Raw genomic sequence first — 19519 nt, 5'->3', positions numbered from 1 at the left:
TCGATATTTTGATAAGATTATTGATCATTAGCAATTTAGGTGTAATGGATTAGATTTAATACTTTTGAATAATTTATAAAGTAAGCTGGATGCCTTTGCATTACTCATTTCTTTTCTTTTTAGGTGCTTACATAGTTACCTACTATACAATACCAAAAATAATTGGTCTTGTAGAGTATAAAAATCTTATGGACAGTCCTAATAGTAGGAGCTCTCATCTTAGAAAGACTCCAACCTTAGGAGGGGTGTCTTTTTTTTACACATTGATTTTTGCTTTATTCTTTTTAAGAAATTGGACAGTCAATAGTGAAGCCATGTTTCTTATTCCTGGTTTAACAATACTTTTCATTATTGGGTTAAAGGATGATTTAGTAGTGCTATCTCCTTACACCAAACTCGTTGCTCAATTAATATCCGTTGCTTTTGTTCTAAGCAATGAAGCATTTATGGTACACTCACTTCATGGTTTTTTTGGAATTCATGACATACCTGTGTTTGTATCATACATCATAGGAGGGTTTATAATGGTTACAATAATTAATGCCTATAACTTAATTGACGGCATAGACGGTTTAGCAGCCATTGTTGGTATTGTAATTTTAATTATATACGCAACAATTTTTTACATGACTCAAGAATATTTCTATCTACTTCTTAGTTTAACTTTAAACGGGTGCCTAATTGCTTTTTTGAAATATAACTTATCCTCCAAGTCTGAGGATAAGATTTTTATGGGAGATACAGGATCGCTTATAGTCGGTTTCGTTATTAGTGTATTAACAATGAAGTTTTTGGCCCTTCCATCAAACAAACTTGAGGAACTTCCATTTTTGGTAGAGAACATCCCTTTAATAGCCATAGGTATTTTAATAGTACCATTATTTGATACGGCGCGAGTTTTCACAATAAGACTAGCAAACCGAAGAAGTCCATTCTCAGCAGATAGGAATCATACGCATCACATTTTGATAGATTATTTTAATATTTCACATAAAAAAGCTAGCCTAATAATAGGGGCATTCAATTTAGTTTTTGTGTATTTAGTTATCATTTTAGGTAGTACATCATATAACTTTTGGCTCGTTGCGGTCATTGTTTTTACGGTTATAATATTAGGATATTTCTTTTACAGATATAACTACAGTTTTTCTAATTTGAAACGTAAAATAAAGATTAGGCGTAAGATAGACGATGTAAAAAAGAAAGGAAAAGATATCATTAAAAATAACAAACAAAGGGAATAAAAGAAATATTATATTTTGAAAAAAGTTTTAATTACTGGAGCAGCAGGTTTTTTAGGATCACATTTATGTGATCGTTTTGTTAAGGAAGGGTATTATGTTGTTGGTATGGACAACTTCATTACTGGCGAGAAGAAAAACATTCAGCACCTTATTGGTCTCGAAAACTTTGAGTTTGTTGCCCATGATGTTACGAACTTTATTGAACTGAGAGGTAAATTAGATTATATTTTACATTTTGCTTCTGCTGCAAGTCCCATAGACTACTTGAAAATCCCAATCCAAACTCTTAAGGTGGGTTCCCTTGGGACACACAATTTACTTGGTTTGGCTAGAGCTAAAAAAGCAAGAATATTAATTGCTTCTACATCAGAGGTCTACGGAGACCCATTGGTGCATCCACAAACAGAGGATTATTACGGGAATGTGAATACAATTGGCCCCAGAGGTGTTTACGATGAAGCTAAACGTTTTCAGGAGTCCCTTACCATGGCTTATCATAGATTTCATGGAATAGAAACCAGAATCGTACGGATATTTAACACCTATGGTCCTAGAATGAGGCTAAACGACGGAAGAGTAATTCCTGCTTTTATGGGTCAGGCATTACGTGGTGAGGATTTAACAATTTTTGGAGATGGTATGCAAACACGTTCTTTTTGTTATGTTGACGACCAAATAGAGGGTATATATAGGCTTTTGTTAAGCGATTACGTATATCCTGTTAATATAGGTAACCCAAACGAGATTACTATCAGAGATTTTGCGGAAGAAATTATAAAGCTAACAGGAACAAAAAACAAAGTAATCTACAAAGACCTACCAGTTAATGATCCACTTCAGAGAAAGCCAGATATATCACTAGCTAAAAAAATACTTGGATGGGAGCCAAAAGTGGACAGAAAAGAGGGTATGTCCATAACGTATAACTATTTTAAGGGTTTTACAAAGGAAGAGCTTTACAAAAGCGAACATAAAGACTTTTCTCATTTCATCAAGAAATAATGTATGGAGTTTATTCGAGGAAGATATTCTTGGGTAATAAGACCCATAATGTTCATATATGATTTAGTAATCATAAACTTCTTTGCTTATTATTTTCTCAGTTTCAATGCTGATGAACTGCACTTTTTTTCATATGATCCCCTTAATAATAAGTATATTCTTTATGCTTTATATTCAGTAATATTTTGGTCATTATCTGCATACTTTACAAAGTTCTATAGAGTATATCGCTATTCCTCTTCCATTACAATTGTGTTATTATTAATTAAGCAGTTTTTTGTTTATGCAATATTGACTTTTGCATTTATAGGTGCATTTAGGAGTATAGATTTACAGGCCTCAGTAACTCTTAGTTATTTAGTCTACTCTTTTTTAGCAATTGCTTTTGTGAAGTTTTTGAGCTACTATAGCCTAAAGGCCTTTAGAACATTTTTAAAAGGTAACCTACGAAATGTTATAATTGTAGGTACTGGAGATGGTGCGAAAGAACTTAAAGCCATGTTTAATGAAAAGACAGAACTAGGGTATAACTTGAAAGGTGTATTTAGTACCGCTAGTAATAAATATAATTCCGGAAGTGTTCAGGATTGCTATCAGTATTTAAATGATAATTCAGACATTGATGAAATATACTGTGCTATAGATGAATTAAGTGAAGCAGAAACTACTAAATTCATTCAGTATGCAGAGCGGAATAAATGCAACATTAAGTTTATACCAAATACTGACAAAATATTAACTAAGCGACTAAAAACTGATTATTACAGTTATTTACCAGTCCTTTCACTTCAAGAAGTATCACTGAATAATGAACTTAATAAATCTATAAAACGAAGTTTTGATGTAGTGTTTTCAATATTTGTGGTCGTGTTTATAATGTCATGGGTCTCGATAATTTTGTTTATCTTAATTAAAATAGAATCTAAGGGGCCTTTATTCTATAAACACAAACGGCACGGTATCAACTACAAGGAGTTTTATTGTTATAAATACAGGTCTCTTAAAACCACGAAAGAGGAGAAGGGTACTTATGTAAAAGAAGGCGACCTTCGCGTTACAAAAATTGGTGAATTCTTAAGAAGAACTAGTTTAGACGAACTGCCACAATTTATTAATGTACTTAAGGGGGAGATGAGTGTTGTTGGCCCTAGACCACATATGTTATCTTATACTGAAGCCTACTCAAAGATTGTTGATAAATATAACTTTATGTTTAGGCATAACGTTAAGCCAGGAATTACTGGGTTAGCACAAGTAAGTGGATTTAGGGGCGAGGTAGAATCTGATGCAGATATAATTAACAGAATAAAATATGATATTTTTTATATAGAAAATTGGTCGTTACTATTGGATATTAAAATCATCGCACAAACGTTAATAAACATCGTAAAAGGAGAAAAGAAAGCATATTAATGAACCCAAAGGTTTCCATAATAACTCCAACGTACAACTCCGAACGTTTTATAAAGGCAACCATAAATAGTGTTTTAAGTCAAACATATACCGATTGGGAACTCTTAATAATTGACGACGCTTCTTCCGATGGCACCTTGGAAATTATAAATATATTTAGCTCAAAACACGATAACATAAATGTGCTACAAAATAAAGTTAATCAAGGAGCCGCAGTATCTAGAAATATTGGTATCAAAAAGGCTTCGGGAGACTTCATAGCTTTTTTAGATGCAGACGATCTTTGGAAACCATCTAAGCTTGAAAAGCAGGTAGAATTTATGATAAAGCACAATATTGACGTTTGCTTCTCCAGCTATGATTTAATGGATGAAAATAGCAAATTATTGTATAAAACTGTAAAAGCATTGCCCAAACTAACCTATAAAAAGTTTTTGAAATGTAATTACATTGGAAACCTAACGGGGATGTATAATGCAAATACTTTGGGTAAAATATACTCGCCTAATCTTCTGAAGCGCCAAGATTGGCTCATATGGTTAAAAGCAGTAGAGGTAAGTAAAAAACCAGCAATGGGGATTGAAGAATCCCTGGCTATTTATAGAGTTAGAAAAAAATCAATTTCCTCTAATAAAATCAGTATGTTAAAATATAATTACTTGGTATACCGCAAAGGTTTGGGGTTTTCAGTTCCAAAATCGATTTACAGTTTATTGTTTTTTTTATACGAATACTTTTTTGTGAAGTCGAAACAAACCGTTAATTCACAAATGAAGTAAATTGCTTTAGTTTTCCACCCTTGGTTCGTTTTAACTCTTTTTTTCTTTCAAAATCTACAATCAATCCAGGTTCCAAATAGGTTTCAATAGTCTTTTCTATGGCTTTAATTTTTGATTCTGATAGTGGAACTGTGCTGGTATAAATTATTTTGAATACATCCAAAGTGTGCTGTTCAATGATAAACTCTTTAACATTAGCATCATCTTCAATAATAGTTTTTGTTACGTAGTAAAAAGTTAATCCAGCAGCTTTCTTCCCACTAGGAAGTGTAGCCATATCATTTGTTCTTCCTAAAACTTTTTTTAAAATAGGTTTTTTAGGAGTACTAGCTTCGTGAAGTGCACCAATATCACCCAAATCATATCTAATAAATGGATGTGCCAAATTATAAAGCGAGGTTACTACAATACGCCCTTCCTTTCCGTTTGGAAGTGGTTGGTCATTTTTATCTAATATCTCAATAAATAAATCTTCAGTATTTATAAGCCATTCATTATCAATATTATTAAAAGCAATTAAACTCAACTCCGCAGAACCATATTCATTGGCAATGGGAACTCCAAGTTGTTTTTCTAATAAAACTTTATCGTCTTCAAAAAGCATTTCAGCAGTTACTATGCATAATTTCAAAGTGGGACAAATGTCTTTTAAGACGATATCTTTTTCTTTTAAAAATTTAGCTAATTGTACGATGCTGCTTGTGTATCCATTTATATATTCAAATGCAGTTGATTTGAATTTTTTTATATTCCATTCCAGTTGTTTGTCACTCAAATCGAATACTGAAAAGCGAAATCTATTCCCTAAAATATCTTTAAAACGTTCTTTGTAATATCCCATACCATTAAGAGGGATGCCATAAAAACGAGCTTGTTTTGATGTTGCTGCATTAATGCCATACCAGCTATATCTGTCCATAAAATTTGCCCAAGACATGGCATGGGCATACTTATCTTTTGCAAAAATTAAAGGCGTACCTGAAGAACCAGAAGTTTTATGAATATGGCAGTTTTTTGTGGTAAAACCATCCGACAACCTATCTTTTAAAGGAATTTGTAAATCACTTTTTTTAATTACGGGAAGTGCGTTCCAATCGGCTGTATCAATGCCTTCGAGCCCTTTGTAAAAGTTATTATGCATCAAGTGATGTTCAACAATTGCTTTTTTTCTTGAACTTAAGTAAGCATCATACTCAGCATCAGTTTTGGATTGAATTTTTGCCAAGTCGCGTTTAGCTCTCTCAATCGGAAAGCCCTTTAATTTCAATGTTAGATTAAATAGGTTCACAAAAACAAGATATCGTTGTAAAGTAAATAAAAAATATTCGTGTAATACGACCATTAATTTTATTTTTGCGGAAACAATACAAACTATGAATATACTAATACTTGGTTCTGGTGGGAGAGAGCACACTTTTGCGTGGAAAATTGCAAAAAGCGATAAATGTGAAAACCTATATGTAGCACCTGGAAATTCTGGAACAGCAGAGGTGGCAATCAACGTGAATATTGGAGTGAATGACTTTGAAGCCATAAAAAACCTAGTATTAGATAAGAACATAGACATGGTTGTTGTCGGGCCAGAAGACCCATTGGTGAATGGTATTCATGATTATTTTTTGAATGACGATACTATTAAACATGTTTCAGTTATTGGACCACAAAAAGTTGCAGCCGAACTTGAAGGAAGTAAAGAGTTTGCTAAAGAGTTTTTGTATCGCCACAATATCCCCACTGCTGCTTACGAAAGTTTTACAAAAGACACCGTTAAAAAAGGATATGCATTTTTAGAAACCTTAAAACCTCCTTATGTTTTAAAAGCAGACGGACTCGCCGCAGGTAAGGGCGTTGTAATTTTGAATAATTTAAATGAAGCCAAAGCAGAACTAAAAAGTATGCTGGTTGACGCCAAATTTGGCGATGCAAGTACAAAAGTGGTTATCGAAGAGTTTTTAGATGGAATTGAGTTAAGCTGTTTTGTGCTAACTGATGGGACAAACTATAAAATTTTACCTACTGCAAAAGACTATAAACGTATTGGAGAAGGCGATACAGGTTTAAATACTGGCGGTATGGGAGCAGTTTCCCCAGTGCCGTTTGCAACGGAAGCGTTTTTAAACAAAATTGAAAACCGCATTGTAAAACCTACGGTTGAAGGCTTAAAGAAAGATAATTTGCCCTATGTGGGCTTCATCTTTATCGGATTAATAAAGGTAGGAGACGACCCAAAGGTAATTGAATACAATGTGCGTATGGGCGATCCTGAAACTGAGGTAGTTTTCCCTAGATTGAAAAATGATTTAGTCGAGATTCTGCAAGCCATGGCCAATGGCACACTGGATACTATTAATATAGAAATTGATGAGCGGGCCGCCACAACTATTATGTTAGTTTCCGGTGGTTACCCAGAAGCCTATGAAAAAGGAAAGGAAATTACAGGAATAGACACTATTACAAACTCTATTCCGTTTCATGCAGGAGCACAACTAAAGGATAATAAAATAGTAACGTCTGGAGGCAGAGTAATGGCCATTACGTCATACGGAGAAACCTATCAAGAAGCCATAAAAAAATCCTACCAAAGCATAGAACAACTACATTTTGATAAGATGAATTATCGTAAGGATATTGGATTTGACCTATAAAAAAGAGTGAGAAGAAATACTCTTATCCTCTTCATTATTATTGTCAAATATGTTTAGTTGCTTCATCCAATAAATTATTGCAACAAAACAAATAATTGTGAAAATCCACGATACAATATTGGCCAACCACCAATTATCCAGTTCCAATGCTCTTAACGCATCATAAGGTGCAAAAAGCACGTCAACAAATAAATCTTGTATTGCGTAAAAGAAGTCTTTCATATGATTAGTATATTTACGAAGCAAAAATACAAAAACAGTTAATGATTACAAGCATTTTTAGTAAATCTAAGCCAATTAATTTTGTCATTGTATTTTTTATTATAAGTCTGGCTTGCCTTATTTCATTTTTTGAAGGTGACGGGAACACTTTAAATCTTAATACTTTTTTAATTGTAACCGTTTTGTTTCTGGGAAGCTATTTCTCAATGCTGGTTTTAAATTTTGTGTCAACCAAAAACCATCTAACGCAAACCAACAATTTTGAAATCATCCTGTATGCATCGTTTTTACTAATGTTGCCCCAAACGACCGAAAGTTTAAAATTAATTTTGGCAAACATCTTTTTGCTATTCAGTTTAAGACGACTCATCAGTTTAGGTTCTAAAAAAAACGTGAAAAAGAAACTTTTTGATGCTGCTTTTTGGATTGCTATTGCCACACTGTGTTATTCTTGGGCCGCGTTATTTCTGGTTTTAATACCCAGCGCTATTTTTTTATATACTGATAATAAGCTCAGGAATTGGCTTATTCCCATCACAGCGCTTATCGCTGTTATGCTTATTACATTTAGTATTTGCTTTTTTTTGGGATATGATTTAATAGCTCATATTTTGAACGGTTTTCAAATGAGTTTTGATTTTAGTGCTTATAACACTGTTCAATTTTTGGTGGTTTTAACGGTACTACTATCCTTCGGTTTCTGGTCCTTACTGTTTTATATCAAAAACATTAATTTTCAGAAAAAAGCAGTGCGGCCAGCTTTCTACATCATCATCTGGACGACAGTTTTGTCTTTTTGTTTATTAATAATAGCGCCGAAAAAAACTGGCGGAGAATTTCTATTTATGTTTGCACCTTTGGCTATTATTATTTCAACTTACATTGAAATTATTAAGGAAAAATGGTTTAAGGAAGTCTTCTTTACCATACTCTTACTCGTACCGATTGTTCTATTATTTTTGTAGCTTTTCTCCAAAAGATAAATCACCTGCGTCACCCAAACCAGGAACAATATATCCCTTTTCATTCAGCGTTGTGTCAATAGCGCCAATCCAAAGATGTGTGCTTTCAGGAAATTTAGAAGCTACAAAGTCAACACCCTCTTGAGAACCTATTATACTTACTAAATGTAATGATTCTGGAGTGCCAAAGGACTGTAAAGCTTCAAAAGTAGCAATTATAGATTGTCCAGTGGCCAACATTGGGTCTGCCAAGATCAAAGTTTTATTATTTAAATCGGGGCATGCTAAATATTCAACAATAATTTCGAAACTTTCAGGGTTTTCCTTGTGATGCCTGTAGGCAGAAATAAAAGCATTTTCAGCAGTATCAAAATAGTTTAACAGCCCGTTGTGCAATGGTATACCTGCCCTTAAGATAGAGCAAAGCACAATATCATTATCATAAATATTCATATTACATTGTCCTAAAGGCGTGGTAATGGTTTTAGTTTGAAAATTAAGAGTCTTACTCAGCTCGTAACCTAGCACTTCCCCAATACGCTCTATATTACGTCTAAAACGCATACTATCCTTTTGTTTAGTTACATCGCGTATTTCAGAAATGAAACTATTTAGTATTGAACTATCTTTTGAAAGGTTATGAATATGCATGTTTTAAGAGTGGGTTTAGAATGCTAAAGTTAACTAATATAAGTATATTTGTGCTTTAAATTATACCTATGTTTACCGATAAAGCTAATAAGATATTTCAAGACGTTATTGAAAAATACCATGTGATTAATACCGTTGATCAACCCTTTGAAAACCCTTACGCTAAGGACAATTTAATAGAACATTTATTATACAGAAAGTGTTGGATTGATACTGTGCAATGGCATTATGAAGATATTATTCGTGACCCTAATATTAACCCAGTTGCTGCTTTAAAATTAAAGCGTCAGATCGATGCATCCAATCAAGATAGAACGGATATGGTAGAATATATTGATAGTTATTTTCTTGAAAAGTATAAGGACGTTACCCCAAAACAAGACGCCACAATTAATACAGAGAGTCCGGCTTGGGGTATTGATAGACTTTCAATTTTGGCCCTTAAAATTTACCACATGAATGAGGAGGCGACACGCACAGACGCTTCAGATGCTCATAGAGCCGCATGCCAAAAAAAATTAGATGTTTTACTTGAGCAACGTGTAGATTTATCCACCGCAATTGATACGCTTTTAAGTGATATTGAGAAAGGCGATAAATACATGAAGGTTTACAAGCAAATGAAGATGTACAATGATGATGAACTAAACCCTGTATTGCGCTCTCAAAAATAATGCTGTCATCCTGAGCATTGCATGAATGAAAGCATACTTTCATGAAGGCATTCTGCGAAGCAGTGAATAACTCTGTTTTCACTACGTTTCGACTAGGCTCAAAGTGACATAAGGTTTTAGTTATGTCAACATCAAAAAAACATATTTTGGTCATACGTCTTTCAGCTATGGGAGATGTCGCGATGACCGTTCCAGTTTTAAGAGCACTTACCAAACAACATGATGAATTAAGAATAAAGGTTTTAACTAAAACATTATATAAACCTTTTTATAGAGATATTCAAAACGTTAAGGTAATTACGGCTGATGTTAAAGGAGAGCATAAAGGTGCTTTCGGGTTATATAAATTAGCGCGAACCATTAATAAATCGCATAGTTTTTATGCCATAGCCGATTTGCATAGCGTTTTAAGGAGCAAAATTTTAAAAAAATTTATTAGGTGTAGAAGATTTGTTTCCATTGATAAAGGGCGCACAGAAAAAAAGGCATTAACATCAGGTAAAATATTTAAGCCTTTAAAAACTACACATCAAAGATATGCTGATGTATTTAGCACATTAGGCTATAAGATAAACTTGTCTGATCCAGTATTTCCTGAACCTATTATACTTAATAATAGATTGAAGGATATTGTGGGTGATACACTTTCGGCATTAATAGGTATTGCTCCCTTTGCCGCACATGATGGTAAAATGTACCCATTAAACCTAATGGAAGAAGTATTAGCCGCTTTATCTTCAAAATATAAAATTGTGCTATTTGGTGGGGGCAAAAATGAAATTGCTATCCTAAATCGATGGGCAAAGTTTCATAAAAACACTGTTTCGGTTGCTGGGAAACTGTCGTTGGACGAAGAACTAGATATTATTTCCAACCTTGATGTGATGTTATCTATGGATTCAGGAAATGCACACCTAGCCGCCATGTTAGGCGTTAATACAGTTACTATTTGGGGCGTCACCCACCCTTATGCTGGTTTTGCACCCTTTAATCAACCAAACGATTACACGCTACTTTCAAATAGAGAAAAATTCCCTTTAATTCCGACTTCAGTTTATGGCAATAAGGTGCCAAAAGGGTATGAGAAAGTAAGTGGTTCAATCCTACCGGAAACAATTATTAATAAAATTGAGTCTGTTGTTTCGCAAAAGAACGATTAAACATCATCATAATCGATAACAATAGATGGCGTTGTTGGATGTGCTTGACAAGTAAGCACCAAACCATCTTCCACCTCACTTTCAGTTAATATATTATTTTGGACCATAGTAGCTGCGCCTTCTTTAATTTTTGCTAAGCAGCTACTGCAAATACCACCTTGACAAGAATATGGCGCATCTAGGTCTTCATCAAGGGCAGCCTCAAGAATGGTTTGTTTAGCAGACATTTCAAAAGTAGTTTCTTCATCATCTACTATTACCGTTATTTTAGTTTTACCTGATCCTGTGGTCGACTGTGTTGTATCTTCAGATTCTTCCGACTTGGCTGCTTTAAATAGTTCAAAATGCACACGCTCATCGTCGATATCGTGTTCCGCCAATACATTTTTAACGGTGTGGATCATACCTTCTGGACCGCAAATATAAAAGGCATCAACATCAATATGTTTGTATTTGTTTTTCATCACATAGTTCACGGTACTTTTTTCAATACGTCCGAAAATGGCATCGTCTTCATCAGCTTGACTAAATACAAATTCGATGGAAAAACGCTCGCTGTACTCATGTTGAAGATCCAAAAGCTCATTTAAGAACATCGTATCTTTTGTGGACTTGTTACCATACACCAAAATCACTTTACTGTTCACTTCTTCTTCCAGAGCACATTTTACAATGCTCATAATTGGCGTGATACCGCTTCCAGCTGCAAACAATGCAATATTTTTTGTTTTATTATCATTAGGCTCAAAAACAAAACGCCCTTTTGGTGCTGCAACCTCTAGGGTATCACCAACTTTTAATTTGGTATTGGCGTAAGCAGAAAATGTACCTCCTTCAACTTCCTTTACGGCCACTTTTAAATCGCCACGTTTTGGGGAAACACATAAAGAGTAGTCACGCCTTACCTCATTACCATCAATCTTCGTTTTCAGTGTAATGTATTGGCCAGCTTTAAATTGAAACTCTTCTTTAAGGTTTTCAGGGATATTAAAGCTAATACTTACCGATTTTTCAGTAACTCTTGTTATGTTTTTAATTGAAAGTTTGTGAAATCCAGACATGAGAAATTTTTTAGCAAAAATAATGAAGCACTGACGTTTTATCGATGTTTTTAGTTGAAAATTTAATGCATAAATTTTATATGCATAAAAAACTTATGTATATTTGAAATAATGAAAAGCACCAATTTATATAAGGGAAGTTTAACAACTATCATTTTGAAGCTCTTAAATGAGCACGACAAAATGTACGGTTATGAAATTACACAAAAAGTTAAAGAAATTACCAACGGTGAGCTTAAAATTACCGAAGGTGCTTTATATCCCTCGTTGCATAAATTAGAAGCTGAGGGGTTAGTTGATGTTGAGTTTAGAAAAGTAAACAACAGAATGCGCAAATACTATATGCTTACAGAATTAGGTACGCAAGAAACAGTTAATAAATTGGCAGAACTTGAAGAGTATATTCGCAATATGCGTGCATTGGTAAATCCTAAATTTAGATTGCAATGATATTAGATAAGACACACATCGAAATTGTAGAATCTTACGTTGTAAAAAGCGGTATAGATTTCGTTGATATTAAAATTGAGTTAGTTGACCATATGGTTTGCGATATTGAAGCCCTTATGGAGGAACAATCTCTAACTTTTGAAAAGGCTTTTTATTTTACTAAAGATAAATGGCGACCATTAATTACAGAAACTACCAATATTTGGATGGGCTTGTTATATGTAAAACCTAAAATCGTGATTGATAAATGCGGAGGTTTAATGAAAAAAACAATGTTGTATTCAGTAAGTATTGGCTTAATTTTATCTTTGCTATTTTATTTTTTATCAAAAACAGTAAGTTTTGATATCAGCTTAATTTCACAAAACGTTTACAAACTTCGTTGGGTGTTTTTTGCCACATCATTCTCGATACTAGTTTACCAGTCCTTGGCAATTCTAAGAAGTAAGATAAAAACAGTCTTTAGTTATTGTTATTTTAGACAATTTTCATTTTTACCTTTGGTTTTCTTAATGATTAATGAATCTAGCTCAAATACTGTTTTAAGTCAAATTATGACCCTATTTTTCTTAGCTCTTATTTTTTCTTACTCTTATTTTGGTTATACAATATATACTAATCATATGAAAGTGAAGAAACATTATTTTACTTTAAATTGAGATTCTATTTTATAAATGCTAAAACCGAAATCAAAGCCATTGATAACTATCTTATCAAGGTTTTTGTAAAATAAATAGATGCCTGATTGGATTTACAGATTTTTAGTAAGTAGGATTAAAGAAGCAAGCATCAGCTAATACCCCTTAAAACACCAATACAACAATAACTTTTACTTATACATTAATCAAAAAAACTGTAACATTTCTGCTTATTTTTATACTAACATCAAAAATTCATATTAACCAAAAAACATTCACAAATGAAAAGAGTTCTACTAGTATTCTCTCTGTTAGCGATGGTAACAATTCAGGCTCAAGAAGATGACACTTTTAAAGCTGAAACCATTGAGTTTATTGAACTAACTGGCGCAACAAAGGCCTTTGATGATGTTATTGACCAAATTGGGAATATGGTGTCCCAAGAAAATAAAGAAGCCTATAAAAAAGAAGCCTACGGCACTCTAGACGGCCTGTATGATGAGATGGCAGACTTGTACATGACTGAGTTTACAAGGTATGAAATACAAGAACTTGTAAAATTTTATAAATCAGAAATAGGAAAAAAACTAGCAACAAAGCAAGTGTCATTAGCTCAAAAAGGCATGATGATGGGGCAAAGTTGGGGCATGAAAGTGCAAGAGATAGCCCAAAAGTATAACTAAAACGTCTTTAGCTATGATTAAGCATTTTTTAAATTTAGAATGGAAGGGGTTTTTTAGGTCGGCTAGTTTTGGAAAAAGTCTTGGTATCAAGATTTTTATGGGTTTTATGGCATTATACTTTATGGTCTGCTTTCTAGTTGTTGGATTGGTAATGGATAAAATTTTAGAAAAGATTTATCCCGACACAGATGTGTTGTTTGCCTTTAACTCACTTTTGTTCTATTGGATTTTAGGAGATTTAGTATTTCGGTTTTTCTTTCAGAAATTACCTGTAATGAGTGTAAAACCATTGTTAACACTGCCTATCAGTAGGAGTAAGGTTGTCAATTTTGTTTTAGGTAAATCAGCGTTATCTTTTTTTAATTTCTTACCCTTATTTGCAATTGTTCCTTTTGCTTTTAAATTAATCTTTTTTAAAGATTACCCTTCAGGTTCAATTTTAATCTGGGTACTGGCAATAATTATCACCACTTTAATAATTAATTTTATGAATTTTATTATTGAAAGCTTTTCGGCGGAAACAGAATTGTCATTTCTTCCCGTTATCTTAATTACAGGAGGACTATTCGCGCTAGATTATTTCAATATTGTATCTCTTAAGGGTTTAGTGGGCGGCGCGTATAATGCTATTTATGAATCGCCTTTTCTGGTTTTAGCCTTGGTTTTAATTTTAGGCATAGCGTATTTTTTAAATTTCAAATTGCTGCATAAAAAACTCTTTCTAGATAGTGGCTTAAAAACCGAAGTAAAAGAGGTTAACGCATCTAATTTAGAATGGACCAAAAATTTTGGAGATATCGCGCCCTTTATGCAATTAGATTTAAAATTGATTTGGCGTAACAAACGCACGAAATCTTCAGTGTGGATGCTAGTTCTAGGCTTACTGTATGGATTATTTTTCTATCCACAGCCCATGTATCAGGATAAAACCTTCTTTTTCATATTTATAGGCATTTTTTCAACGGGTATTTTTTTAATAAACTTTGGGCAATTTGTACCAGCATGGGATAGTGGCTATTACAAACTGCTAATGAGTCAAAATATCAAATACGAGCAGTATTTAAAGTCTAAGTTTACTTTAATGGCATTAAGTGTTTTAGTGTTGTTTGTGTTGGGCATCCCTTATGTGTATTTCGGTTGGAAAATTCTATTCGCCCACTTTGCAGCAGCAATTTATAATATAGGTGTTAATACGCATGTGATACTTTGGGGAGGATCCTACAATAGGAAAAAGATAGATTTAAGCCAAAAAGCAGCCTTTAATTATCAAGGGACAGGAGCAGTACAATGGCTTATTGGTATTCCACTGTTACTATTCCCAATGATAATTTTTGCATTGCTCAATTGGTTGTTAAGTTTTGAAATTGCATGTATCACGCTTATTGCCATGGGTGTGTTAGGCATTGTATTTCATCAAAAGTTAATGCGATTTATAACAGGAAAGTATTTAGAGTCAAAATATAAAATGATTGATGCATTCGATCAAGAAAATTAAAATAAAGTCATGATAGCAACATCAAATTTATCAAAGAAATATAGCGGAAATCAGGTGTTACACATTGAAAATCTTGATATCCCAAAAGGACAGAGTTTTGGTTTAGTTGGAAACAACGGAGCTGGAAAAACTACGTATTTTAGTTTATTACTGGATTTAATTCAACCAACAACAGGGCATATCATATCACATGATATACAAGTGAATAAAAGTGAGTCGTGGAAACCTTTTACTTCGGCTTTTATAGATGAAAGTTTTTTAATAGGGTATTTAACGCCTGAAGAGTATTTCTACTTTGTAGGGGAGCTTCGCGGACAAAATAAAGCCACGGTAGATGCTTTTGTAAGTCAGTTTGAAGATTTTTTCCACGGAGAGATTTTAGGAAAAAAGAAATACTTACGCGATTTAAGTAAAGGAAACCAGAAAAAAGCTGGTATTGTAGCTGCACTTATTGGAAATCCTGAAGTGGTTATTTTAGACGAGCCCTTTGCAAACCTTGATCCTACCACACAAATTAGATTAAAAGGTATTGTAAAGGATTTGGCTGAAACAAAGGGTGTTACAGTTCTTATTTCAAGTCATGATTTACTACACGTGACAGATGTTTGTGAACGCATTGTAGTACTTGAAAAAGGTGAAGTTGTAAAGGATTTGGTAACCAATGAAGCAACATTAAAGGAGTTGGAGGCGCATTTTGCAAACTAGTATAGAGGGTTGAAAATATCGTAATTTAATTGGAATTATTTCATAGTTTCTATCATTTTTTGTGATTGTTATCATTTCGAACTTAGAGAGAAATCCAATTTTGTAAATTCAAATTATGTGATTTCTCTTAGTTCTTCATTAGGAATTCTATCGTAATGAATTATAGACACAGTTGTAAGCAGTTTTTTGCTTGGAACACTAATTCCGCTCAAAAATCATTATTGTATCCTCAAGGGTCATCTCTATTTAAATTTCCAATTTCAAAGCTATTATTATCAAGTATTAAATAGTGAAGTATTCTTGGTGCTATTTCGTCAGCTTCATTTCTGCTTAATTGAATCATATTATCATCTAATATGCGAATTGAAAAAGTTCTACTAACAGAGTTTTCTCCATCAGAAATCCTTTTCTCTTGAAGTTGATTACTATTTGAGCTGAAAACTAATGTTGTTCTACTATTTTTAGGTATAGCTTCAATAAAATTTCCAGTTAAAATTCCGTTTAAGATTGGTGGTTCTGAATCAGAATCAGAACAAGATAATATTCCAATAGTTAAGAATATTAATAAAAGTGTTTTTTTCATGATTGCTTTATCTTTAAGATACAATTGTAGCGATTTGGTTGCGTGTAAATTGCTTACAACTCTAAAATCAATTAAATTCTTTTAGAACTAGAAAGCTGAAAAACAATTTACTTCATTAACGTTACAGATACTGAAAATTGAAAACGCTATGATATCAAAAACTCTTCAAAAAAACGAAGACCTTAGTAAGGCTATACCTTTAGCAAACTAGCCCGCGTTAAGGATAGTAGTGGAAAGCCCACAGTATCGCCCTAAGGCGAGACGAGGACTTGCAACGGATAGAGCCTGACCCCGCCCAAAGCGGGGTAACGCCCAAACAAAAAATCACATTACATTCAAGCGTTAAATTTTGTGTACTTTTGCAACGCTATGCAGGAGTTAAAACTTTCAAGTTGGTTGCCTACTACAAATAAAGAGGTAAAAATTCGCGGATGGGATGCACTTGATGTTATTCTTTTCAGCGGGGATGCCTATGTGGACCACCCAACGTTTGGGCCTGCGGTGATTGGCCGTTTGTTGGAAAGTTTTGGTTTGCGTGTGGCTATCGTGCCACAACCTAACGTAAATGATAATCTTCAGGATTTTATAAAACTTGGTGCTCCAAAATTATTTTTTGGAGTAACGGGTGGTTGCATGGACCCAATGATTAGCAACTACAATGCGAATAAAAAACGCCGAAAAAAGGATGCGTATACGCCCAATGGCGATATTGGATTTCGTCCTGATTATGCCACAACCGTTTATACTAATATTTTAAAAGAAAAATGGCCCGATGTACCAGTTTTAATTGGTGGTATTGAGGCATCTTTGCGTCGTGTAACGCATTACGATTATTGGAGTGATAGGTTGATGCCTACGATTTTAGAGAGCTCTAAAGCAGATATGCTGGTGTATGGTATGGGCGAGCAGCCGTTAAGAGAGGTGGTGCGTTTGGTGCAAAAAGGGGTGCCGTTTAGCAGTATAACGACTGTTAAGCAAACAGCAGTATTGTTGGATGAAAGCGCAAAAATACCTAAAAACAGTAATTGGGAAGATGTTGAGATTGAATCGCACGAGGTATGCTTAAAGAATAAAAAAGCTTATGCTTCTAATTTTAAAATAATAGAGCAGGAGAGCAATAAGCTAGCGGCTCGAAGAATTTTTCAGAAGGTTGGAGATAAAACGTTGATGATAAATCCGCCTTATCCAACAATGACAGAGGCGGAAATTGATGCGTCTTTTGAGTTGCCTTACACAAGATTACCGCATCCAAAATACAATAAACGCGGACCGATACCTGCGTATGAGATGATTAAGTTTTCCATCAACATTCATCGTGGGTGTTTTGGGGGCTGTAGTTTTTGTACCATTTCTGCGCACCAAGGGAAATTTATTGCGTCTCGAAGTCAGGAATCTGTACTGCGAGAGGTTGATACGGTAGCAAATATGCCGGATTTTAAGGGGTATTTGTCTGATATTGGCGGTCCTAGTGCTAATATGTACAAGATGAAAGGGAAAGTACAGGAGATTTGTGATAAGTGTGTGGCACCATCATGTATTTCGCCTGTAATTTGCAGTAATTTGGATACGTCTCATAAGCCTTTAACCGATTTGTATCAAGCTGTGGACAGCCATCCAAAAGTAAAGAAATCGTTTATTGGTAGTGGCATTCGCCATGATATGTTGGTTCCGGAGTTTAATAAAAATGCCGATCCGAAAGAGTTGGATGATTACACCGAAGAGGTGATGACCAAGCATGTTTCTGGACGATTGAAAGTAGCGCCAGAGCATACTAGTGATCCTGTTTTAAAATTGATGCGAAAACCATCTTTTAGTTATTTTCATAAATTTAAGGAGCGTTTTGATAAAATCAATATGAAGAAAGGATTGAAGTTACAGTTGATTCCGTATTTCATTTCAAACCACCCTGCTTGTGAAGCCGAAGACATGGCAAATTTAGCTGCCGAAACCAAAGATATGGGCTTTCAGTTAGAGCAAGTACAAGGATTTACGCCAACACCAATGACGGTAGCCACGGTTATCTACTATAGCGGTTACCACCCTTATACCCTTAAAAAAGTAAAAACACCTAAGACCCAAAAAGAGAAAGATGAGCAACATCGCTTTTTCTTCTGGTATAAGGACGAAAACAAGGCTTGGATAAAAAATACGCTTAACAAACTAGGGCGTAAAGATTTACTAGATGTGTTGCTTCCTAAAAAGGAAGAAAAATGGCGTAAAAATAAACCTGGTAAACCTAAACATACCTTTGACGATGCTGTACCTTTTAATCAGAGGAAAAACAAAGCGAAATTTAGGAGCAAAAAGAAGCGGAGGTAAGTTTTTTAATTTTTTATTAATGACATTCTTTTCATATGTCGATGTGTTATAAATCACATTAATTAATACATATGAAAACTACCAGAATTTTTTCGGCATTATTAGCATTACTATTTATAGTATCATGTTCTACATCTTCAGATGAGGAAGAAATACAAGACAAACAAGTATCTTTTGAAGGTGTTTGGCAATTAAGAGATATTGATTTTAAAGATGCATCTATTCTTGCGGAAGTTTCTGGAGATATCGTTGATTTTGTTCAATTAATATTGAATGAGGGTTGTGAATTTATGGTTTTCGAGTTTAGACCTGATCAAACATTAAAATTGGAGCAATATGAAGTTAATGATTATAATCCCACTCAAGATGAAGTGGAGTATGTTGTAAAATGTGAAAACATAGATACATTTATTGGTACATGGGATTTACAGGATGGTCGGCTTATTATTTCGGGAGAAGACGGTGAATTCAGCTCTTTTTCCATTAAACTAGAATCTAGCACAATGGTTTTAGAAGATGTTCCGCTAGGAGCAATTTTACTTGTAGATGGAGAAGGCGATTTTGTTTTTGAAAAGCTGGGTAATGGGTAAATAAATTTGTTATTAAAGAATCTCCTTTTTTAATGTTTAGTTAAAATGGAGATTCTATAGAATTTAATGCGCCTCCAATCAGTTATCACCTATATCCAGATCTTACACCTTTAGGGACTTATAATTTATAAGTGTTATAGCTCCGAAATTACCTTTTGAAAGGTTTTTGATGTATATTGATGATTGTACTTTTAATGATACAGCACCGTTTGACCAGCGAAAAAAAGGGAAGTTTATATCAAA

Annotated in this window: 20 protein-coding genes; 15 read left to right on the top strand and 5 right to left on the bottom strand. The window is 33.9% G+C overall.

Features of this window, described 5'->3' with window-relative positions:
- Nucleotides 1-89 precede the first annotated feature (89 nt).
- From AC1B0Z_RS10840 to AC1B0Z_RS10825, 4 genes are read left to right on the top strand one after another with little or no spacing between them, the layout of a single operon-like run.
- Nucleotides 90-1244, top strand: coding sequence for an MraY family glycosyltransferase (locus AC1B0Z_RS10840; RefSeq protein ID WP_483792003.1), 1155 nt, complete (start codon nucleotides 90-92; stop codon nucleotides 1242-1244).
- Nucleotides 1245-1259: 15 nt separating this feature from the next.
- The gene (locus AC1B0Z_RS10835) at nucleotides 1260-2246 is read left to right on the top strand and encodes a UDP-glucuronic acid decarboxylase family protein (protein ID WP_483792002.1); all 987 of its coding nucleotides are present in this window, start codon (nucleotides 1260-1262) and stop codon (nucleotides 2244-2246) included.
- Nucleotides 2247-2249: 3 nt separating this feature from the next.
- Nucleotides 2250-3659 (top strand): exopolysaccharide biosynthesis polyprenyl glycosylphosphotransferase, encoded by a 1410-nt coding sequence (locus tag AC1B0Z_RS10830; protein WP_483792001.1) that lies wholly within the window; start codon nucleotides 2250-2252, stop codon nucleotides 3657-3659.
- On the top strand, nucleotides 3659-4438 hold the full coding sequence (locus tag AC1B0Z_RS10825; protein WP_483792000.1) for a glycosyltransferase family 2 protein: 780 nt from the start codon (nucleotides 3659-3661) through the stop codon (nucleotides 4436-4438). Before AC1B0Z_RS10830 ends, AC1B0Z_RS10825 begins: the two co-directional genes overlap by 1 nt.
- Here the strand turns inward: AC1B0Z_RS10825 and AC1B0Z_RS10820 are convergent.
- Nucleotides 4419-5663: a phenylacetate--CoA ligase family protein gene (locus tag AC1B0Z_RS10820; protein ID WP_483791999.1), complete on the bottom strand. Its 1245-nt coding sequence runs from the start codon at nucleotides 5661-5663 to the stop codon at nucleotides 4419-4421. The genes AC1B0Z_RS10825 and AC1B0Z_RS10820 overlap by 20 nt on opposite strands.
- Before the next feature lie 148 nt (nucleotides 5664-5811).
- Between AC1B0Z_RS10820 and purD the strand changes: the two genes are divergently transcribed.
- Nucleotides 5812-7083, top strand: a complete 1272-nt coding sequence (purD, locus tag AC1B0Z_RS10815; RefSeq protein ID WP_483791998.1) for a phosphoribosylamine--glycine ligase — start codon at nucleotides 5812-5814, stop codon at nucleotides 7081-7083.
- Here the strand turns inward: purD and AC1B0Z_RS10810 are convergent.
- Nucleotides 7078-7305, bottom strand: coding sequence for a DUF6341 family protein (locus tag AC1B0Z_RS10810; protein WP_483791997.1), 228 nt, complete (start codon nucleotides 7303-7305; stop codon nucleotides 7078-7080). The genes purD and AC1B0Z_RS10810 overlap by 6 nt on opposite strands.
- Nucleotides 7306-7346: 41 nt before the next feature.
- On the opposite strand from AC1B0Z_RS10810, the gene AC1B0Z_RS10805 reads away from it, so the two are divergent.
- The gene (locus AC1B0Z_RS10805) at nucleotides 7347-8270 is read left to right on the top strand and encodes a DUF6427 family protein (RefSeq protein ID WP_483791996.1); all 924 of its coding nucleotides are present in this window, start codon (nucleotides 7347-7349) and stop codon (nucleotides 8268-8270) included.
- Here the strand turns inward: AC1B0Z_RS10805 and upp are convergent.
- Nucleotides 8259-8918, bottom strand: a complete 660-nt coding sequence (upp, locus tag AC1B0Z_RS10800; RefSeq protein ID WP_483791995.1) for a uracil phosphoribosyltransferase — start codon at nucleotides 8916-8918, stop codon at nucleotides 8259-8261. The two genes, AC1B0Z_RS10805 and upp, sit on opposite strands and share 12 nt — an antisense overlap.
- A gap of 68 nt (nucleotides 8919-8986) precedes the next feature.
- Between upp and AC1B0Z_RS10795 the strand changes: the two genes are divergently transcribed.
- Both AC1B0Z_RS10795 and AC1B0Z_RS10790 read left to right on the top strand, forming a co-directional pair.
- On the top strand, nucleotides 8987-9592 hold the full coding sequence (locus AC1B0Z_RS10795; RefSeq protein ID WP_483791994.1) for a DUF4254 domain-containing protein: 606 nt from the start codon (nucleotides 8987-8989) through the stop codon (nucleotides 9590-9592).
- A 122-nt stretch (nucleotides 9593-9714) separates the two neighbouring features.
- Nucleotides 9715-10752, top strand: a complete 1038-nt coding sequence (locus AC1B0Z_RS10790) for a glycosyltransferase family 9 protein (protein WP_483791993.1) — start codon at nucleotides 9715-9717, stop codon at nucleotides 10750-10752.
- Here AC1B0Z_RS10790 and AC1B0Z_RS10785 read toward each other — a convergent pair.
- A complete protein-coding gene (locus AC1B0Z_RS10785; RefSeq protein ID WP_483791992.1) occupies nucleotides 10749-11813 on the bottom strand; it encodes a 2Fe-2S iron-sulfur cluster-binding protein in 1065 nt (354 codons plus the stop codon). The two genes, AC1B0Z_RS10790 and AC1B0Z_RS10785, sit on opposite strands and share 4 nt — an antisense overlap.
- 111 nt (nucleotides 11814-11924) lie before the next feature.
- Here AC1B0Z_RS10785 and AC1B0Z_RS10780 point away from each other — a divergent pair, with 111 nt between their 5' ends.
- The 5 genes from AC1B0Z_RS10780 to AC1B0Z_RS10760 all read left to right on the top strand — a co-directional run bounded on the left by AC1B0Z_RS10780 (nucleotide 11925) and on the right by AC1B0Z_RS10760 (nucleotide 15784).
- On the top strand, nucleotides 11925-12263 hold the full coding sequence (locus AC1B0Z_RS10780; RefSeq protein ID WP_483791991.1) for a PadR family transcriptional regulator: 339 nt from the start codon (nucleotides 11925-11927) through the stop codon (nucleotides 12261-12263).
- Nucleotides 12260-12922, top strand: coding sequence for a hypothetical protein (locus tag AC1B0Z_RS10775; protein WP_483791990.1), 663 nt, complete (start codon nucleotides 12260-12262; stop codon nucleotides 12920-12922). The genes AC1B0Z_RS10780 and AC1B0Z_RS10775 overlap by 4 nt, the downstream gene beginning before the upstream one ends.
- Before the next feature lie 260 nt (nucleotides 12923-13182).
- Nucleotides 13183-13584, top strand: coding sequence for a DUF2059 domain-containing protein (locus AC1B0Z_RS10770; RefSeq protein ID WP_483791989.1), 402 nt, complete (start codon nucleotides 13183-13185; stop codon nucleotides 13582-13584).
- Between the two features lie 13 nt (nucleotides 13585-13597).
- Nucleotides 13598-15079 carry a DUF5687 family protein gene (locus AC1B0Z_RS10765; RefSeq protein WP_483791988.1) on the top strand — a complete coding sequence of 494 codons (1482 nt, stop codon included), beginning with the start codon at nucleotides 13598-13600 and terminating at the stop codon, nucleotides 15077-15079.
- Nucleotides 15080-15088: 9 nt separating this feature from the next.
- Entirely contained in the window at nucleotides 15089-15784 is a 696-nt protein-coding gene (locus AC1B0Z_RS10760) for an ABC transporter ATP-binding protein (RefSeq protein ID WP_483791987.1), read from the top strand.
- A 229-nt stretch (nucleotides 15785-16013) separates the two neighbouring features.
- On the opposite strand, the gene AC1B0Z_RS10755 is transcribed toward AC1B0Z_RS10760, so the two are convergent.
- On the bottom strand, nucleotides 16014-16367 hold the full coding sequence (locus AC1B0Z_RS10755) for a hypothetical protein (protein ID WP_483791986.1): 354 nt from the start codon (nucleotides 16365-16367) through the stop codon (nucleotides 16014-16016).
- Between the two features lie 369 nt (nucleotides 16368-16736).
- Here AC1B0Z_RS10755 and AC1B0Z_RS10750 point away from each other — a divergent pair, with 369 nt between their 5' ends.
- Together AC1B0Z_RS10750 and AC1B0Z_RS10745 are read left to right on the top strand one after the other, a co-directional pair.
- Nucleotides 16737-18686 carry a YgiQ family radical SAM protein gene (locus tag AC1B0Z_RS10750; RefSeq protein WP_483791985.1) on the top strand — a complete coding sequence of 650 codons (1950 nt, stop codon included), beginning with the start codon at nucleotides 16737-16739 and terminating at the stop codon, nucleotides 18684-18686.
- 71 nt (nucleotides 18687-18757) lie between these two features.
- Nucleotides 18758-19276, top strand: coding sequence for a hypothetical protein (locus AC1B0Z_RS10745; RefSeq protein WP_483791984.1), 519 nt, complete (start codon nucleotides 18758-18760; stop codon nucleotides 19274-19276).
- Nucleotides 19277-19519 lie beyond the last annotated feature (243 nt).

This window comes from Hyunsoonleella sp. J2K-J805, from assembly GCF_057167125.1.
Note: the sequence above shows the minus strand (reverse complement) of the source record. Positions and strands in the feature narration are given on the sequence as shown.